The organism is Arthrobacter sp. TmT3-37 (genome assembly GCF_054510835.1).
In genome coordinates this window covers 1-17,342 of record NZ_JBTNDU010000014.1, presented here as the reverse complement: position 1 = coordinate 17,342, position 17,342 = coordinate 1, and the positions used below count along the sequence as shown (strand labels likewise).

Annotated in this window: 17 protein-coding genes; 5 read left to right on the top strand and 12 right to left on the bottom strand. The window is 70.9% G+C overall.

Going from position 1 to position 17,342, the window contains the following annotated elements; translation table 11 throughout:
* Positions 1-276: 276 nt before the first annotated feature.
* Both mscL and ACX80U_RS14985 read right to left on the bottom strand, forming a co-directional pair.
* Positions 277-693, bottom strand: a complete 417-nt coding sequence (gene mscL, locus ACX80U_RS14990) for a large conductance mechanosensitive channel protein MscL (protein WP_133081553.1) — start codon at positions 691-693, stop codon at positions 277-279.
* 94 nt (positions 694-787) lie between these two features.
* Positions 788-1,345, bottom strand: coding sequence for a TetR family transcriptional regulator (locus tag ACX80U_RS14985; RefSeq protein ID WP_133081554.1), 558 nt, complete (start codon positions 1,343-1,345; stop codon positions 788-790).
* Positions 1,346-1,406: 61 nt separating this feature from the next.
* On the opposite strand from ACX80U_RS14985, the gene ACX80U_RS14980 reads away from it, so the two are divergent.
* Positions 1,407-2,990 carry an MFS transporter gene (locus ACX80U_RS14980; protein WP_459269002.1) on the top strand — a complete coding sequence of 528 codons (1,584 nt, stop codon included), beginning with the start codon at positions 1,407-1,409 and terminating at the stop codon, positions 2,988-2,990.
* A 52-nt stretch (positions 2,991-3,042) separates the two neighbouring features.
* On the opposite strand, the gene ACX80U_RS14975 is transcribed toward ACX80U_RS14980, so the two are convergent.
* The 4 genes from ACX80U_RS14975 to ACX80U_RS14960 all read right to left on the bottom strand — a co-directional run bounded on the left by ACX80U_RS14975 (position 3,043) and on the right by ACX80U_RS14960 (position 7,934).
* Positions 3,043-4,758 carry an amidase gene (locus ACX80U_RS14975; protein WP_459269067.1) on the bottom strand — a complete coding sequence of 572 codons (1,716 nt, stop codon included), beginning with the start codon at positions 4,756-4,758 and terminating at the stop codon, positions 3,043-3,045.
* Positions 4,758-5,783, bottom strand: a complete 1,026-nt coding sequence (locus tag ACX80U_RS14970) for an agmatine deiminase family protein (protein WP_208741641.1) — start codon at positions 5,781-5,783, stop codon at positions 4,758-4,760. Before ACX80U_RS14970 ends, ACX80U_RS14975 begins: the two co-directional genes overlap by 1 nt.
* Before the next feature lie 187 nt (positions 5,784-5,970).
* A complete protein-coding gene (locus tag ACX80U_RS14965) occupies positions 5,971-6,561 on the bottom strand; it encodes a hypothetical protein (RefSeq protein WP_208740286.1) in 591 nt (196 codons plus the stop codon).
* Between the two features lie 113 nt (positions 6,562-6,674).
* On the bottom strand, positions 6,675-7,934 hold the full coding sequence (locus ACX80U_RS14960; protein ID WP_133081558.1) for a GAF domain-containing sensor histidine kinase: 1,260 nt from the start codon (positions 7,932-7,934) through the stop codon (positions 6,675-6,677).
* Positions 7,935-8,062: 128 nt separating this feature from the next.
* Here ACX80U_RS14960 and ACX80U_RS14955 point away from each other — a divergent pair, with 128 nt between their 5' ends.
* The gene (locus ACX80U_RS14955; RefSeq protein ID WP_459269001.1) at positions 8,063-9,676 is read left to right on the top strand and encodes a peptide chain release factor 3; all 1,614 of its coding nucleotides are present in this window, start codon (positions 8,063-8,065) and stop codon (positions 9,674-9,676) included.
* A gap of 8 nt (positions 9,677-9,684) precedes the next feature.
* Here ACX80U_RS14955 and ACX80U_RS14950 read toward each other — a convergent pair whose 3' ends face one another.
* The 6 genes from ACX80U_RS14950 to ACX80U_RS14925 form a co-directional block, all read right to left on the bottom strand.
* Positions 9,685-10,560 carry a TPM domain-containing protein gene (locus tag ACX80U_RS14950; RefSeq protein ID WP_459269000.1) on the bottom strand — a complete coding sequence of 292 codons (876 nt, stop codon included), beginning with the start codon at positions 10,558-10,560 and terminating at the stop codon, positions 9,685-9,687.
* A gap of 55 nt (positions 10,561-10,615) precedes the next feature.
* Positions 10,616-10,738 carry a hypothetical protein gene (locus ACX80U_RS14945; RefSeq protein ID WP_459268999.1) on the bottom strand — a complete coding sequence of 41 codons (123 nt, stop codon included), beginning with the start codon at positions 10,736-10,738 and terminating at the stop codon, positions 10,616-10,618.
* Positions 10,739-10,788: 50 nt separating this feature from the next.
* Positions 10,789-11,901 carry an alanine racemase gene (locus ACX80U_RS14940; RefSeq protein ID WP_459268998.1) on the bottom strand — a complete coding sequence of 371 codons (1,113 nt, stop codon included), beginning with the start codon at positions 11,899-11,901 and terminating at the stop codon, positions 10,789-10,791.
* Positions 11,898-12,638, bottom strand: a complete 741-nt coding sequence (locus ACX80U_RS14935; protein ID WP_459268997.1) for an ANTAR domain-containing protein — start codon at positions 12,636-12,638, stop codon at positions 11,898-11,900. The genes ACX80U_RS14940 and ACX80U_RS14935 overlap by 4 nt, the downstream gene beginning before the upstream one ends.
* A gap of 230 nt (positions 12,639-12,868) precedes the next feature.
* The gene (locus tag ACX80U_RS14930; RefSeq protein WP_133081560.1) at positions 12,869-13,522 is read right to left on the bottom strand and encodes a DUF3105 domain-containing protein; all 654 of its coding nucleotides are present in this window, start codon (positions 13,520-13,522) and stop codon (positions 12,869-12,871) included.
* A gap of 129 nt (positions 13,523-13,651) precedes the next feature.
* Entirely contained in the window at positions 13,652-14,311 is a 660-nt protein-coding gene (locus ACX80U_RS14925; protein WP_208741644.1) for a DUF305 domain-containing protein, read from the bottom strand.
* A 141-nt stretch (positions 14,312-14,452) separates the two neighbouring features.
* Between ACX80U_RS14925 and ACX80U_RS14920 the strand changes: the two genes are divergently transcribed.
* From ACX80U_RS14920 to ACX80U_RS14910, 3 genes are read left to right on the top strand one after another with little or no spacing between them, the layout of a single operon-like run.
* Complete coding sequence (locus tag ACX80U_RS14920; protein ID WP_208740288.1) at positions 14,453-14,782, top strand: metal-sensitive transcriptional regulator; 330 nt, start codon at positions 14,453-14,455, stop codon at positions 14,780-14,782.
* Between the two features lie 35 nt (positions 14,783-14,817).
* On the top strand, positions 14,818-15,042 hold the full coding sequence (locus tag ACX80U_RS14915) for a heavy-metal-associated domain-containing protein (RefSeq protein WP_208740289.1): 225 nt from the start codon (positions 14,818-14,820) through the stop codon (positions 15,040-15,042).
* Between the two features lies 1 nt (position 15,043).
* Complete coding sequence (locus ACX80U_RS14910; protein WP_208740290.1) at positions 15,044-17,293, top strand: heavy metal translocating P-type ATPase; 2,250 nt, start codon at positions 15,044-15,046, stop codon at positions 17,291-17,293.
* Positions 17,294-17,342: the final 49 nt, after the last annotated feature.

The window sequence follows — 17,342 nt, the reverse complement described above, 5'->3', positions numbered from 1 at the left end:
ACCGACGCCGCCCACAACTCTCCAGCCGTCGCCGCCTACACCGTCCGGGCCGCCGGCGTCCTCGTCGACAGGGCTCCCTCCGCAGCCTGTTCCTGCGGACCCGAGCCCGACTGTCCAAGCGCCACCTATCACCTCGACTCCCAGCAACTGACCTGGCGTCGGGGATGTTGATCCCCCCGACACCGCGGGCGCACTGCGTGACCGCATCAGCCCGGGGCGGCGCCGGCAACGGCGCACAGGTCCGTCGCCGCGCTGCGTCGCCGTCCACCTGCGCCGTCAGTGCCGGACGTCCCGGGCGGCCAACTCCTTGAGGAGGTCGCGCATCTCTGTGAGCAGCGCCGTGTCGACGGGCAGGGGCTCCTCCGCGGGTTCCTCGGGTGCTGCGAGCGCGCGCAGGCGGGCGGTCGCCCGGTTCATCGGCATCACGAAGAGGAAGTAGACCACGGCTGCGGTGATGAGGAAGGTGACCGCGGCCGTGATGACGGCTCCGATGTCGACGAAGGTGGCGTCGTTCCCCGGGCGGATCCGGAAGCCGAGGCCGACGTCGACCCCGCCCGCGGACGCGATGACCGGCTGGATGATGTTCGCCGTGAACGCGCCGACGAGCGCGGTGAAGGCACTGCCGATCACCACTGCGATCGCCAGTTCGATGACGTTCCCGCGCAGGATGAAGTCCCTGAAACCCTTGATCACGTGATCGTCCCTCTGGTCGGTGGTTCTGCCGGATGTGGCTGTACGGCCCACTCTAGTGAGGCGTCCGGGCGTCCGGGACCACCCGGCATCATGCCTACTCCTGTGAGGCGCCGGCTCCGCGTCCCGAGACGATCAGGTCGACGACGTCGAGCAGTTCGGCGATCTCCTCGGGACTCGTCCGCCCAGAGCCCGCCGAGGCGAAGAAGGCGGCATCGTAGTAGAGCCCGTCGCCGAGCAGTTTGACGGCGCGCGCCGTCGTGCGGTCACCGAGCTGCGCCTCGAGGGCGTCCAGCCATCGCTCCTGGATCTCGGCGAGCGAGGCCTTCGCCGTCGGATGGCCCTGCTGCGCGAGGCGGGCCATCGAGACGAGGGCGCGGTCCAGGGCGCTGTCCTCGAAGACGGAGGTCCTGACGTAGTAGCGTGCCGCTCCGTCCGGGGCCGAGGCCATGGACTCCCGGTCCCGGTCGGCGAGGCCGCGGAGCCGGTCGGCAAGGCCCTCCACCAAGGCTTCCTTGGAGGGGAAGTGGTACAGGAGGCCGCCCTTGGAGACGTCGGCGGCGGCGGCGACCGCCTCCATGGTGGCGGCCCGTTCGCCGTCACGGATCAGCGCGTTCTCGAAGCTGTCGAGGATGCGCTCGCGGGAAGTTGACACCCCACGATGATACCGGTCACTTTTGTTGTACTGTACCGGCCGGACGGTATAGCTTAGAGGGATGACAACACCCTCCCCCTCCGCACGTGTGTCCGAGGTGAACCCGCGTGCCGTTCCTTCCTCCCCCGTATCCCTTGCCGGCCGCCGCGAATGGTTCGCCCTTGCCGTGCTGATGCTGCCGGTGCTGCTGGTCTCGGTCGACAACACCGTGCTGAGCTTCGCGCTGCCCGAGATCTCCCGCCACTTCGCGACGAGCGGCACGACGCTCCTCTGGATCGTCGACAGCTACCCCCTCGTCCTGGCGGGACTGCTCGTGGCGATGGGCAGCTTCGGCGACCGCTTCGGCCGGCGCCGCCTGCTCATGATCGGAGCGGCCGGCTTCGCCCTCTTCTCCGTCGTGGCCGCCTTCGCACCGACCGCCGGATTCCTCGTCGCGGCACGCGTGGGCCTCGGCGTCTTCGGTGCCATGCTCATGCCCTCGACGCTCTCGCTGATCCGCAACATCTTCACGGATCGCAACCAGCGGCGCGTCGCCATCGCCGTCTGGGCCGCCGGCTTCTCGGCCGGCGCGGCCCTCGGCCCGCTGCTCGGCGGCGCCCTGCTCGAGCACTTCTGGTGGGGCTCCGTGTTCCTCCTCGCCGTGCCCGTGCTCGTGCTCATGCTCGCGCTGACCCCGGCCGTGGTGCCCGAATCCAGGGACGCCACCCCGGGCCGCGTGGACTACGCCGGCATCGTCCTGTCCATCGCGACCATGCTGCCGGTCGTCTACGCCATCAAGAACCTCGCGAAGGGCGGACCGCTGCTCGTCTCGGTGACGGCCGCGTTCATCGGCCTCGCTGCCGGCACGGCGTTCGTGGTGCGCCAGCTGCGGCGTCGCGATCCCATGCTCGACGTCCGCCTGTTCAGGGTCCGCGCCTTCACCGGGGCCGTCCTGGTCAACCTGCTCGCGATCTTCTCGCTCGTCGGCTTCCTGTTCTTCGTCTCGCAGCACCTGCAGCTGGTCCTCGGGTACAGCCCCCTCGATGCCGGGCTCGTCCTGCTGCCGGGCCTCGTGGTGACGATCATCGCCGGCCTCGCCGTCGTGCCGCTCGCCCGCAGGCTGCCCCCGCACGCCGTCGTCCCGGTGGCGCTGCTCTTCTCGGCGGCCGCCTACTCGATGATCGCCCTGCTGGGTGAGGGCGGATCGGCAGGGTTCCTGATGATCGCCTTCGTCATCCTCGGCATCGGCGTGGGCGCGTCGGAGACGGTCTCGAACGACCTCATCCTGTCCTCGGTGCCCGCCGCGAAGGCGGGTGCGGCGTCCGCCGTCTCGGAGACCGCCTACGAGGTGGGCTCGGTCCTCGGCACAGCCGTGCTCGGCAGTATCCTGCTCGCGTCCTACCAGCAGAACCTGCGGCTCCCTGCGGGCCTCAGCTCGACGCAGGCGGACACGTCCACCGAGACCCTCGGCGGCGCCGTCGAGGTGGCGACGCAGCTCGGCCCCACGAGCGCGTCCCTGCTCCGGGACTCGGCCTTCTCCGCCTTCGACAGCGGCGTCACGGTGACCTCCGGGATCGCTGCCCTGCTCATGGTCGGGGCATCGGTCCTCGCGGCGTGGAGCCTGCGCGGCGAGGCCAGGGCCGCGGCGGTCGAGCCCCGCCCGTAGGACGACGGCGGCGGCGCCGGTGCTTCCGGCGCCGCCGCGAGCCTCCCCGCCCCTACAGCGGCGGGGTCCGCGGCGGGGCCGAGCGTCGCGACCCCGTGGCCTCGAAGGCGGCCGCGAGGCGCAGCAGTTCCGTGTCGCTGTAGGCGGGGCCGGCGAAGGTCAGCCCCACGGGCATCCCGAGGTCCTGCGCCACCCCCATCGGCACGGTGACCGTCGGTATGCCGAGGTGCCGGGGCACGAGGTTGCCGTTCGACACCCAGACGCCGTTCCGCCAGGCGATGTCCGCCGATGCCGGATTCGTATCGCTGTCGGACGGTCCGACGTCCGCTGCCGCCGGGAAGACGACGGCATCCAGCCCGAGACCGGCCATCCACTCGTCGAGGTCCACGCGGCGTGTCTCCTCGAGGCCCCGGAGACCCTCCTCGAGGTGCGGGATGTCCACGAGCTTCACCGCACCGTGCCGCCGGATGAACTCGGGATATGCCGCGATGTCGTCGTCGAAACCGCTGTACCGGTCCGGAAGTGCCCCGCCGTCCGGCGGGAAGATCGTTGCACCGTCGACGTCGGCGAGGGAGTCCAGGGCCGGGTCGCCGTTCGCCTGCAGGAAGTCGTGCCAGGCCCACGCGGACAGGTCGAGGATCTCGCTCTGCAGGAACTCGGAACTCACCAGCCCCCGAGTCGTGATCGTGGGAGCACCGGGACGGTCGCCCTCGTAGTTGGAGACGACGGGGAAGTCCACCTCGACCACGTCCGCCCCGGCCCGCTCCAGGTCCGCCCGGGCGGCCGCCCACAGGTCGAGGACGGAGGCCCGGGTGCGGATGGCCCGGCCCGTGGGCCCTCCGATGTCGGCGGACGGGCCGGTACCGGCCTCGGGGTCCCCGTTGATGTACATGCGCGGCACGCCGAAACGCTTCCCGGCGAGGTGCCCGCGTGCCTCGTCGGCGTCGCGCGGAGCGAGGGAGACGTACGAGTCGGGCCGGAGGGCCGACGCGGCGGGGATGTCGATCCACGGCTGGGCGCGCCAGAAGTCACCGCGTGCATCGTCGTCGTCGGCGACGACGACGTCCAGGATCTCCAGGAGGTCGGCCATGGTGCGGGAGTGCGGCACGACGACGTCCATGGTCGGCACGAGCGGCCAGTTCCCCCGGACGGAGATCACGCCGCGGGAGGGTGTGTAGGCGCAGAGGCCGTTGTTCGAGGCCGGTGACCGTCCGGAGGACCAGGTCTCCTCCGCCAGCCCGAAGGCCGCGAAGCTCGCGGCGGTCGCCGTCCCGGAGCCGTTGGACGACCCCGAGGCGAACGCGGCAGTGAGGTAGCCGGCGCTGTAGGGGCTCTCCGCCCGCCCGTAGAGACCACGCTGCATGCCGCCGTTGGCCATGGGCGGCATGTTCGTGAGGCCTACGAGGACGGCTCCGGCGTCGCGCAACCGGCCGATGGTGAAGGCGTCCTGCTGCGCGACCAGGTCGCCGAAGGCGGGAGAGCCGGCGGCGACGGTCAGGCCCTTCACCTTGTAGCTGTCCTTCGCGGTGTACGGGACACCGTCCAGCGGCCCCCGCACCGTTCCGCGTGCCCGCCGCTCGTCCGAGGCCCGGGCCTCCTCGAGGGCGTGCGGATTCAGGACGACGAGCGCATTGAGGCGTATCCCGCCCCGGTCGTAGGCCTCGATCCGGCGCAGGTACTCGGTGACGAGCTCCTCGCTGGTCGTCCGGCCGGCGGCCAGGGCCTCGCGCAGGTCCCGGATGGTGGCTTCGACGACATCGATCGGCATCACTGCTCGCCCCCTCGCGCTCGCGGCTGCTGCTGCGTGATGCAGTGGATGCCGCCGCCGAAGGCGAAGATGTCGCGGGCGTCCACCAGTTCGATCGTCCGCCCGGGGTAGGCCTCGGCGAGGATGCCTGCCGCCACCTCGTCCCGGGGATCGTCGAAGGCGCAGAGGACGACGACGCCGTTCGCGACGTAGTGATTGATGTAGGACCAGTCGACGAACTCCCCGTCGTCCCGGATCGCGGTGGGTGCGGGCACGTCGACGATCCGCAGGGGGGCGCCGTCGGCGTCGACGGCTGCGGCGAGGACGGATCGCAGCCTGCGCGTCACCTCATGGTCCGGGTGCTGCGGGTCGTCCTGCCGGTGGAGGAGCAGCGTCCCGGCGGCCGTGAACGCGGCGACGATGTCCACGTGGCCCCGCGTGCCGAACTCGTCGTAGTCCCGCGTCAGCCCGCAGGGCAGCCAGACGGCGTGCCGGGTGCCCAGGCGGGCGTGGAACTCGGCTTCCACCGACTCCTTGGTCGCGGTCGGGTTCCGGCCCGGGTCGAGCTGGACGGTGTCGGTCAGCAGGACGGTGCCTCGCCCGTCGACGTGGAATCCTCCGCCCTCGTTGACGAGGTCACTCGTCGTCGCGCCCACCCCGGCGAGCCGTCCGACGGCCGCCGCGACCTTCGCGTCCTCGGTCCAGGCGGCCCAGTGCTGCGCTCCCCACCCGTTGAACACCCAGTCGACCGCCGCCACTCCTCCGCCCGGCTCCTGCACGAAGGTGGGGCCGGAGTCGCGCAGCCACGCATCGTCGAGGGGCACCGCCTCGACGGTGATGTCCTCTCCCAGCATGCCGCGCGCCCGGTCCAGGTCTGCCGGATCGGCGAGGACGGTGACCGGCTCGTACCGGGCGATGGTCTGCGCCACGCGGACCCAGGCCCTGCGTGCCCGGTCCAGGCTAGCGCTCCCCTGCTCCCCGAAGGTGTCGTTGGCGGGCGGGAACGCCATCCACGTCCGGGCGTGGGGCTCCCATTCGGCGGGCATCGTGGCACCCGGCGCTGGAAGGGTCCCGGCTTCCTGGGGGACGGTCGAGGAGGGGGAGGAGCCCACGGGATCTTCCTTTCGGGGTGCGGACGAATGACCTGCGCCACAAAATGAATGGCGTTCATTATTGCGGCAACTCTAGAGGACGTGGTCGAGGGTGCACAAGCCGGAGATACCCGGTGAAGCCTCACCGATAGCGGCGGGCGTCCGCGGCCTCGGGCGCGAAGACGCCGACCTGCAACCCGATGACGGGGGCATGCCAGTCCGAGACGGGGGACACCTGTCCGGTCAGCCGCTCCCTGAGCCAGCCGCTGAGGTCACCCGTCGCCCGCGTGCCGTCGATGACGTCGGCCAGGGGGTAGCCCCCGGTCCGGGGGACCTGGACCTTGGTGCCGTCGAGGAAGGAGACGATGACCTTGACCCTGGCATGCCCACGGCACTCCCGCTCGGCCTGATCGGCCTCGTGCCGCAGGGCGGTCAGGGCGTGGTCGAACACGATGCTCCCGCGGTCGAAGGACGGGTGCGCCGGCCGGGCGACCGAGTGGAACGCGACCCAGTGGAGTGGATGCACGTCCGAGACGACGGTCACCGCTCCTGCCCGTGCCCTGATCTGCAGCCACACGAGGTCGTCCGGGACACCGTTCAGTTCGGCGAGGACGGGACGTACGCCGCAGGCCTCCCAGAGCGACGCGATGCGGTGGTGGAGCGCCGGGACATCAGGGCAGGTCACCGTGAACCCGTCCTCAGCTGCCTCGACATCCACCTTGAAGACCAGCATGCCCTACCACCTACGGGACGCGGACGACGTCCCTTACGTCGAAAATAGGCTCCTGCGGGGCGTGGGTCCAGTACTTTGGCGGGTCGGCTTTCCGATTGAAGCCCGGCGGGGTCCTATCCGACGGGACCGGGGCCGAACTCGACCTGTACGGTGAGGCCGCCGCCGGGGGTCCGGGCGAAGGCGAGGCGTCCGCCGTGGGCCTGCGCTATCCGCATGCAGGTCGCGAGGCCGATCCCGGTGCCGGACGGATCCCCGTCACGGTCGAGGCGCACCAGCGGCTCGAGGACGCGGTCGTAGTCCTTCGGCGGGATGCCCTTCCCGTTGTCGGCCACCTCAAGGCGCCAGGATCCGGGCGTGGCGATACCGCTGATGCGTACCTCCGGTGGGATGCCGGGACGCGCGTAGGCGACGGCGTTGGCCACCAGATTCTGGATGAGGACGCGCAGCTGCTCCCGATCGGCGCTGGCCGAGAAGTCCTCGGTGTGGATGCGCACGCCGTCCACGTGGTGCCCCAGGTCGTCGACGGCGGCCTGGACCACGGCCGCGAGGGAGACGGTCTCCGGATGCGCGGCCCCGCCGACCCGCGAATAGCCGAGGAGGTTCTCCACCATGGAGGACATGCGGAGGGCGCTCGCACCGATGCGCTTGAAGTACGTGCCCGCAGGGCCCTCCTGCAGGTCGGGCTCGTCCTCGGCGAGCTCCGCGAGTCCGACGACGTTGGTCAGGGGTCCACGCAGGTCGTGACTGATCCGGCCCGCGAATTCGCCGAGCAGTTCATTGCTGCGCTGCAGCTCGGAGATCGTCGCGTCGAGCTGGCGTGTCCGCAGCTGGAGGTCGAGGACGTCGACCACCTGGGCGGCCAGGGTCTCGAGTCCCGCCGTCTGCTGTCCGGTGAGGCTGCCCGGCTCCTCGTCGAAGATGCAGAGGGTGCCGAGGGGTACGCCGTCCGTCGTCAGGAGAGGCGTGGTGGCATAGAACCGGACGGCCCCGAAGCGACCGTCCACGAAGGGGTTCGCCCGGAACCGTACGTCCTCGCTGCAGTCCTCCACCACGACGGTGGAACCGTACTTGAGCACCTGCCCGCACAGCGAGTCGTCCCGCGCGCACATGAGCGGCTCGAGTCCCAGCGCGGCGATCTGGTGGAACTCGTCCTCGGTGATCACGTTGATGGCCCCGTACCGGGCGTTGCAGAGCTGGACGGCGAGCGCCACGAGGTTCTGCAGGGCGGCCGGGGCGTTCGAGGCAGCGGCCGGCTGCGGCAGGGAACCGGCGGGCGCCACCTCGCCGAGGGCCACGCCCAGCCCGTACCGCGAGAGCAGGTCGGCGTGCCCGGAGCCTCGGTCAGCCTTCTGCAGGGATGCCTGATCGGTCATGTCGCGAACGTCCTCCCAGTAGCAGCGCGCGGTGATCTGCCTCCTAGGGTAGTCCCCGGCATCCACGCGCACAGCGAACACGCGGCCTCCCCGGCCGGCTGCTCACCAGGATCGGGGACAATAAGGATGTGGCCCTGTTAACCGAATCCCCCGTCCTCGACGCCGACGCCGTCCGCCGCGAGGCCGGACGCCGTCGCACCTTCGCCGTCATCTCCCACCCCGACGCCGGCAAGTCGACCCTCACGGAGGCCCTCGCACTCCTCGCCCGGGCCATCCAGGACGCCGGTGTCACGCACGGCAAGTCGAGCCGCCACGCGACCGTGTCCGACTGGATGGGCATCGAGCAGGAGCGCGGCATCTCGATCAGCTCGGCCGCGCTGCAGCTGACCTACCGCGACACCATCCTGAACGTCGTGGACACCCCCGGCCACGCCGACTTCTCCGAGGACACCTACCGCGTGCTCGCCGCCGTCGACTCCGCCGTCATGCTGATCGACGCCGCGAAGGGCTTCGAGCCGCAGACCGTGAAGCTGCTGGCCGTCTGCAAGGCCCGCAACATCCCGATCATCACCGTCATCAACAAGTGGGACCGGCCGGGCCTGGACGCGCTCGGGCTGATCGACGACGTCGGCGAGCGCACCGGCATGACGCCTGTCCCGCTGACCTGGCCGGCCGGGATCGCCGGCGATTTCCGGGGGCTGCTGGACCTCCGGGCACAGCGGGCCATCGCCCTCGAGGCCGTCGAGGCGGGCGCCCAGGCTGCCGAGGAGACCGACGTCGACATCGACACCCTCGACCCGCGTGATGCGGGTCCGTGGGTCGACGCGCGCGAGGAGTCCGGCCTGGTCGAGTCCTCGAACGGCTCCTTCGACCGCGAGGAGTTCGAAGCCGCGCGGCAGACGCCCGTCCTGTTCGCGGCGGCCGCCAAGAACTTCGGCGTCTCCCAACTCCTCGACATCCTCGTGGATGTGGCACCCTCGCCCTCGCCGCGTCCCTCCAAGGAGGACGAGCCCCGGCCCATCGACGCGCCCATGTCCGGTTTCGTCTTCAAGGTGCAGGCCGGCCAGGACAGCGCGCACCGCGACCACATCGCCTACCTGCGCATCTGTTCCGGCACGTTCGAGCGCGGCATGGTCATCACCAACCAGCGGACCGGCAAGCCCTTCGCCACGAAGTACGCGCACCGCGTCCTCGGCCGCAGCCGCGAGGTGGTGGACACCGCGTGGCCGGGCGACGTCGTCGGCCTCGTGAATGCCACGAGCCTCCGCGTGGGCGACAGCCTCTTCGCCGAGCAGCCCGTGCAGTTCCCCGACATCCCCCGCTTCTCCCCCGAACTCTTCGCCGTCGCCCGGGCCAAGGATCCGGGACGCTACAAGCAGTTCCGCCGCGGCATCGAGCAGCTCGAGCACGAGGGTGTGGTGCAGGTGCTGCGCTCGGACCTCCGAGGCGATCAGGCGCCCGTCCTGGCCGCCGTCGGTGCCCTGCAGTTCGAGGTCGCCGCCGAGCGGCTCGGCACCGAGTTCAATGCGCCGACGTCGCTGGACCACCTGTCCTACACGCTCGCGATGCGCGTGGCGCCCGAGAGCCAGGGCGTGCCGCAGACCTTCCGCGGCGGTGAGATCATGTTCCGGTCCGACGGCGAGATCGTGGCCGTCTTCGGTGACAAGTGGAAGGTCGGGCACTTCAGGAAGGACTTCCCCGACGTCGTCCTCGAGCCCATCGGTGCCGCCGTCGACCAGTAGAGCGTCGGTCAGTAGCTCCCGGACGCTCCGCCGCCGCTGAAACCGCCGCCGCCGTTCATCGAGGAACCCGACGAGTGGCCAGCGGTGCCGCCGGAGTAGAGCGCGGGGTTCGCCACGTAGAGGGGCAGCCAGAGGGCCGGGTTGCTCACGGCGTCACTGCCACGGTTGCTGTACCGGTACTTCCGGTAGGCGTCGCGCTGCTCCTCGGTGAGCCGGAGATCGGGGTCCGATTCCTCGGCGGCCCGGAGTTCCTCGTCGGCGCGTCGACGACGGCGGCGGGAGTCCGCGACGATCCACCCGATGACCGCTGACAGCAGGAGGGCGATGCCCCCGCCCACCCGGGCGAACAGCACCCAGTCGAAGGGCTCCTCCTCCGGTTCCGAACCCTCCGCGTACAGGTACACCTGGTCCACGGCCTCCGTGAGCCCCCGGGCGTAGTCCTCATCGGCGAAGGCCGGTTCGAGGACGTCCTCGACGACGTCCTCGGCGTCGTCGTCCGAGAAGGCCTCCCGCACGCCGTCGGCCGTCTCGATGCGCAGTTCCCGCTCACCCGTGTCCGCGACCAGGAGCACGCCGTTGTCGGCGCCCTCGTCGCCCACCTGCCAGGCGGTGGCCACCCCGCGCGCGTAGTCCTCGATGGACCCTCCGGCGCCGTCGACCGTCAGGACGGCGACCCGCGCGGCACCGGTGGTGCTGTTCCGGCGATCGATGAGGGCGTCGAGGTCCTTCTCCTCGCCCGGCGTGAGGATCTCGGCGGCGTCCAGCACGTTGCCCTGGACCGGGCGTTCGGGGACATCGGCCGGCCGGCTACCACCGCACCCCGTCACCAGAAGCACCAGCACCGCGGTCACCGCGCCGGCCCGCCGTCGTCTTCCCGGAATCATCAGCACTCCCCCACGGTGTGGCCCTTCGATGTCTCCATTATGGACCGGCATGCCGTCAGCGCGACCCCGTGGAGAGCAACCCGTTCCGGATACCCGGGAGCACGGCGTGCAGCCGGTCGCGCGAGCCGGTCTTCTGCAGCAGCCCGGCGAGGTGGTAGGTGATCGTCGTCTGCTCCACGAAGCGCCGGGCGGAGATCCGGCCGGAGGGACAGTCGGCGCGGGCAGCGCCTAGCTGTTCCGTCCCCGCGCCGTGACCGCCCAGCGTCCCTGTGCGGCGCCGTCGCGCACCACCTGCACCTCGTCCACGAGGTTGATCGTCATGCAGACATGGTTCGGGACCACCCGCAGCCGCGAGCCCAGCGGTGGAAGCTCCCGGCCGATGGGCCACTCGACGGTGGCGTGGTGCTCGGACAACGCCACGATGCGCGCGTCGTGGTGGTCGAGCAGCCTGCCGTGCCCGGTGGCCCAGGCGGCGCGGTCGCTGCCCAGTACCTTGCTGCCGGCATCCAGGATGAAGCGGTCCGGGCCTCCGTCCGCGCCCCGCCGGTGACTCGCCACCGTACTCTCGATGCTCAGCGCGATGTCCGTCGGCCGGCAGTTGCCGAGCTCCCACTGCTGCGCGTCGCCGAAGACGTACACGCCGGGCCGCAGTTCCGTCAGGGTGACGCCCGAGGACAGGGGCGCCGACGGCGTGGACCCGCCGCTGACGGCGGGATCGCTGAAGCCTGCGTCGAGAAGGGCCGCCGCGGCGGCGGACAGGGCGGCCTGCTCGTCGGCGACCGCGGGACCCGCTGCTCCGGGGCCGTAGCTGTGGCCCGGGAAGGTGAAGACGCCGCGGACCTCCAGTCCGGCGGACGCGGCGGCCCTGGCGACCCCGACGGCCTCCCCCGGCAGGACTCCGCTGCGGTGGTGTCCGCTGTCCAGCTCGATGCGGACGCCGATGCGGGCGGCACCGGGCCCGAGGCTGCGGGCCAGCTGCAGGGCGCCCTCCGCCGAGTCGACGCCGACCTGGACGCGGGCGCGGTCGGCCAGCGCGAGCAGGCGCCCGGCGTCCCGCTCGTCGACCCACAGGGGGTAGGCGATGAAGACGTCCTCGATGCCGCGGGCGACGAAGGCCTCGGCCTCGCCGATGGTCGCGACGGTCAGGCCGACGGCACCCGCGGCGACCTGCAGGTGCGCGATCTCGGCGATCTTGTGAGTCTTGGCGTGCGGGCGCAGCGCGATCCCCCGCTCCCGCGCGGAGGTCGCCATGGCGGCGATGTTCCGTTCCAGGACGTCGAGATCGACGACGACGGCGGGCGTTGCGACACTGCCGGTGGCCGGCGGGATCCTGCCGCTCACGAGTCGAAGTGTGTCTCTGGGAGTTCCTGCCCGATCGAGGTGACCACCGCTGCTGCGACGTCCGCGAGTTTCTTGTTCCGGCCGCTGGACGCAGCCTTGAGGATGGTCATCGCGGTGTCGTGGCTGCACCGGTTCTGCCCCATGATGATGCCCGCCGCGACGTCGATCGTGGTGCGCGAACTCATCGCGGCCCGGAGCTGGTCACCGGTGTCGGAGAGGTGCGCGACGCGGACAGCCATGCGGAGGGATTTCGAGGCCTCCCGTGCGAGGTCGACGGCGGCGGCGATGGCGGCCTCGTCGAAGGCGTTCTCCCGGGTCGAGTACAGGTCCAGGCCGGCTGCGGCGAGTCCGTCGAGCGGGATCGGCACTCCGATCGCCGAGCGGACACCATGGTCGGCGATGGCCCTCGTGTACTCGCCGAAGCGGGACTCGCTGCGGAAGTCCGGCACCACGTAGACCTGGCCCTCGCGTGCGGCCCGGATGCACGGGCCGTCGTCGAACTGGTACTGGACCTCGTCCATCAACCGCGCCTGCTCGCTGCTGCTCGCCACGTTTCCCTTGGCGCGCGGCCGGAGGAGGGTCACCCCGCAGAACACCTCGCTGCCCTCCGAGGACAGCGCGTCCGCAGCGAGCTTCGCCAGCCCGTCGAGGAACTCGTTCACGTCGGAGCTCTCCAGCACCATGTCCTGCAGCATCCCCGGCAGGGACACTTCGCCGAGTATCTGGTCGTCAGCCACCGGGATCCACCTTCTGCTCGCATCGGGCCGCCGGTACACGGCCCATCGTCCGCCACGCTACCCGCATGGCAGGCCCACGGGAAACAATCGTCGACCTTCCGCATCCGGTCGTCAGGCGGGCCGGGATCAGGGTGGGGCGGAGTCGGACCGGGCGGACCCAGGACCGACGACGGCGGCGCGACGAGCCGCTTCCGGCCCGCCGCGCCGCCGTCGGACGCGGATCGGAGGAACTAGGAGGCGCGACCGGCCGGGGTGATCCCGCCGGAGCAGGCAGCGCCGGGCTCGCGCGTCTGCTCGCCCTGGATGTACTTGTCGAGGAAGGTGGCCAGACGCGCATCGTCCGCGGAGTCGACCTCGAGCTGCAGGCCCCAGGCACTGGCGGCGATCGGGGTGCCGAGGTCCGGGTAGGGGCTCAGCAGCACGTAGGAACGCGTCCCCACGAGTTCGGTCAGCTTGTCGATCTCCTCCTGCCCGATCTCCGGGTCGTAGGTGATCCAGACGGCTCCGTGCTCCATGGAGTGCACGGAGTTCTCATTGGGCACGGGCTCCGTGTAGACGCCGCAGTTGGTCCAGACGGGGCTGTGGTCCCCGCCGACGGGGGGCGACTGCTCGTACTCGACCGGGCCGTCGACGTGGTTGAACGTCACGTCGGGATATTCCTGGATCCCCTCGATGGGCTGCGAGGCGGCAGCCTCACGGTCCCGGTTCACCTGCACCTGGTTCACGATGACGAGGGTCACGGCGATGATGACCGCGAGGATCACGGCTCCGATGCCACCGAAGATCAGGGCGTTGCGCTTGCGTTCACCGGCCCGCTGCTGGGCCTGGATGGCGGCCAGGCGCGCCTGGCGGTCCTGGTTCTCCTGGGAACGTTTCTTGTTCAACGAGATGTCCTTCGGTGCTGGAGTGGCTGCGGCGTACACCGCGGATCGGATTGCGCCGGAAACAAATGTACCGGCGGGTCGCGCCAGTCCTCGAACCCGACCCAGCGGGTCGCGGCCCGGACGGGCGGCCTAGAGGGCGTCGAGCATGCCCTGCATGAGCGTGATCTCGGCCTGCTGGCCGGACTGGATCTTGGTGGCCAGTGACCGGACCTGGCTCGTCTCCGCGAGTTCGGCACCCGCCTCGGCCATCTCGACGCCGGCCGTGTGGTGGTTGATCATCAGCGTGAGGTAGAGCCTCTCGGCGTCCTCGCCGTCGGCGGCGCGCAGTTCCTCGAGCTGGGCCTCGGTCGCCATCCCGGGCATGAGGCCGTCGGCTGTGAGCATGGACGCGCCGTCCCCCGAGCCCATGTCCATGCCGCCGTGGTCACCGGATCCCGCGGCCATCCACTCCATGCGGGGTTGCGGGCTGCTCTGGCCCAGCCCCCACTCCTCGAGCCAGGCGTACATCTGCCCCGCCTGCTGCTGCTGGGTGAGTGCGATGTCGTAGGCGATCGCACGGAGCGTCTCGTCGGTGGCGCTGTCGCGCACGATCATCGACATCTCGACGGCCTGGTTGTGATGCACCTGCATGTCCCGGGCGAATCCCGCATCCGCGCTGTCCGTGCCCGGATACGAGGGCCCTGCCGAGATGCGTCCTGCGGTGAAGGCCAGCGCGAAGAGGGCGAGTACCGCGATCGCGGCGAGGATCAGGAGCACTCGTTTCTGCCAGCCGGACAGCGAGAGGGTCATGGACGTCCTTGGATTCGGAGGTGTGCCGGTCAGCCACCCTACGGTGTCCAGCTGGGCGTTCCCTCGACAGGGGAATATCCGGTCGGAGTGGTGGCTTATACCCCCTGAGGGTATCGTAGACGACATGCGAGGAGCGAATCGATGACCACCGAGACCACAACGGACGCGACCACGGCACCGCACGGCTACACCGCCGACAAGGACGCCTACCTCAAGCGGCTCCGCCGTATCGAGGGCCAGGTGCGCGGCATCGCGCGGATGGTCGACGAGGACAAGTACTGCATCGACATCCTGACCCAGGTCGCAGCCGTCAACAAGGCACTCCACGCGGTCTCCATGGGACTGCTCGAAGAACACATCTCACACTGCGTCGTCGGGGCAGCCCAGGAGTCCCAGGTCTCCGGCAACGACGACGCCGTCCAGGAGAAGGTCCAGGAAGCGACGGCCGCGATCGGCCGGCTCCTGCGCTGATCCGCCACCATCCACCCCGATCCGAGGAGAACACCATGACCACCACCACGATCAACATCACCGGCATGACCTGCGGCCACTGCGTCAGTGCCGTCGAGAGCGAGCTGTCCGGGCTCCCCGGCGTCGAGACCGTCGACGTCGACCTCGTCAACGGCGGGACGTCGACCGCCACCATCTCGTCCTCCGCACCACTGGATGCCGCCTCGATCGACGAAGCCGTCGCCGAGGCCGGTTACACCGTGGTGCCCGCCGGGTCCTGACATGGCCACGCAGCAGATCCCGGCGCAGCGCGCCGACCAGGAGCAGCGCGTCGTCGAACTGTCCATCCAGGGCATGACGTGCGCGTCCTGCGTGGGCCGTGTCGAGCGGAAGCTCGGCAGGCTCGACGGCGTCGAGGCGAGCGTCAACCTGCCACTGGAGAGCGCCGTGGTCAGGGTCCCCGCCTCCATCAGCGACCAGGACCTGATCGACACCGTCACAGCCACCGGATACGGAGCCCACGTGGTGCATCCCGACCGACCGGGCGGGGACGCGCACGACCATGAGCACACGCCGTCCCTGCTCGGGGCACGGCTGGTGCTCGCCGCACTCCTGTCCGTGCCGGTCCTGTTGATCTCCATGGTGCCCGCACTCCAGTTCGCGAACTGGGGGTGGGTGGTCTTCGCGTTGTCCGTCCCCGTGGTCACCTGGTCCGCGTGGCCGTTCCACCGGGCCGCCGCCGTCAACGCACGGCACCTGTCCTCCACCATGGACACCCTCGTGTCCATCGGCGTCACTGCGGCCTTCCTCTTCTCGGCCTGGCAGCTCGCCGCCGATCCCACCCTGACGCAGCACCCCGGCATGGCCGGCATGGACGCGCATGCCCTCTACTTCGAGGTGGCCGCCGTCGTCGTGACGTTCCTGCTGCTCGGCCGCTTCCTCGAGGCGTCGGCGAAGCAGCGGGCCGGGAACGCCCTGAAGTCACTCCTGAGCCTCGGCGCCAGGGAAGCGCATGTGCTCCGCACCGTCGACGGCGAGCGCATCGAGGTCACCCTGCCCGCCGACACGCTGATCCCGGGCGACGAGTTCGTGGTCCGTCCGGGCGAGAAGATCGCCACCGACGGCGTGGTCACCGAGGGCGCCGGCGCCGTCGACACCGCACTGCTCACGGGAGAGAGCATCCCGGTCGAGGTGACCGCGGGCGACGCCGTCACGGGCGCCACGATCAACACCTCGGGCAGGCTCGTGGTCCGCGCGACGCGCGTCGGTTCCGACACCGTGCTCTCGCACATGGGCCGCCTCGTCAGCCAGGCGCAGAGCGGGAAGGCCCGGATCGCCCGGCTCGCGGACCGCATCAGCGCCGTCTTCGTCCCCGTGGTGCTCGTCCTCGCGATCCTCACCTTCGTGCTCTGGCTCGTCCTCACGGGCGACCTCGACGCGGCCTTCACCGCGGCAGTCACGGTCCTGGTGATCGCCTGCCCCTGCGCCCTGGGCCTCGCGACGCCCACGGCTCTGCTCACCGGCACGGGCCGCGGCGCGCAGCTCGGGATCCTCATCCGCGGACCCCAGGTCCTCGAGGACACCCGGACCGTGGACACGATCGTGCTGGACAAGACCGGCACGGTCACCACGGGTGCCATGGCCGTGGACGACGTCGTCGTGCTGTCCGACATGGACGCCCCCGGCCTGCTGCGCCTCGCGGGCGCCGTCGAGGCCGCGAGCGAGCACCCCATCGCCCAGGCGATCGCCCGGCACGCCGCCGCGCGGGGCAGGCTCCCGGAGACGACGGGCTTCTCCAGCGCTCCCGGCGGCGGCGTGCGCGGCGAGGTCGACGGCGTGACCGTCACGGCCGGCCGGGCAGCCTGGCTGGAGGAGAACGGGATCCGCCCCACCGGTGAGCAGACGGCGGCCTTCGGCACCGCCGAGGACGCGGGAGCGACGGCGGTGTGGGTGGCCGTCGACGGCGACGTCGCGGGCATCATCACCCTGTCCGACACCGTCAAGGAGGGTTCCGCGGCCGCGATCGGACACCTGCGCCGGCTCGGGCTGCGGCCCGTCCTGCTCACGGGCGACAACCGTGCCGTGGCCCTGCAGGTGGCTGCCGCGGTGGGGATCGACGCCGTGGACGTCCGCGCCGGGGTGACTCCGGCGGGCAAGGTCGACGCCGTGCGCGAACTGCAGGCGGCAGGGGCGACCGTGGCCATGGCCGGCGACGGCGTCAACGATGCCGCAGCGCTCGCCCAGGCGGACCTCGGCATCGCGATGGGATCGGGTACCGACGTCGCCATCGAGGCGGCGGACCTCACCGTGATGGGCAACAGTCTGGAGCAGGTCGCCCAGGCGATCGAGCTCTCGCGCCGGACGCTGGGCACCATCAAGGGCAACCTGTTCTGGGCCTTCTTCTACAACGCCGTGGGCATCCCCGTCGCTGCACTGGGCCTGCTCAACCCGATGCTCGCGGGGGCGGCGATGGCGGCGAGTTCTGTCCTCGTGGTCGCCAATTCACTGAGGCTGCGCAGCTTCGGGCGGTGATCCCGCCGGCCCGTGCCGGCACCCGATCGGCTCCTGCCGACCGGGTGCC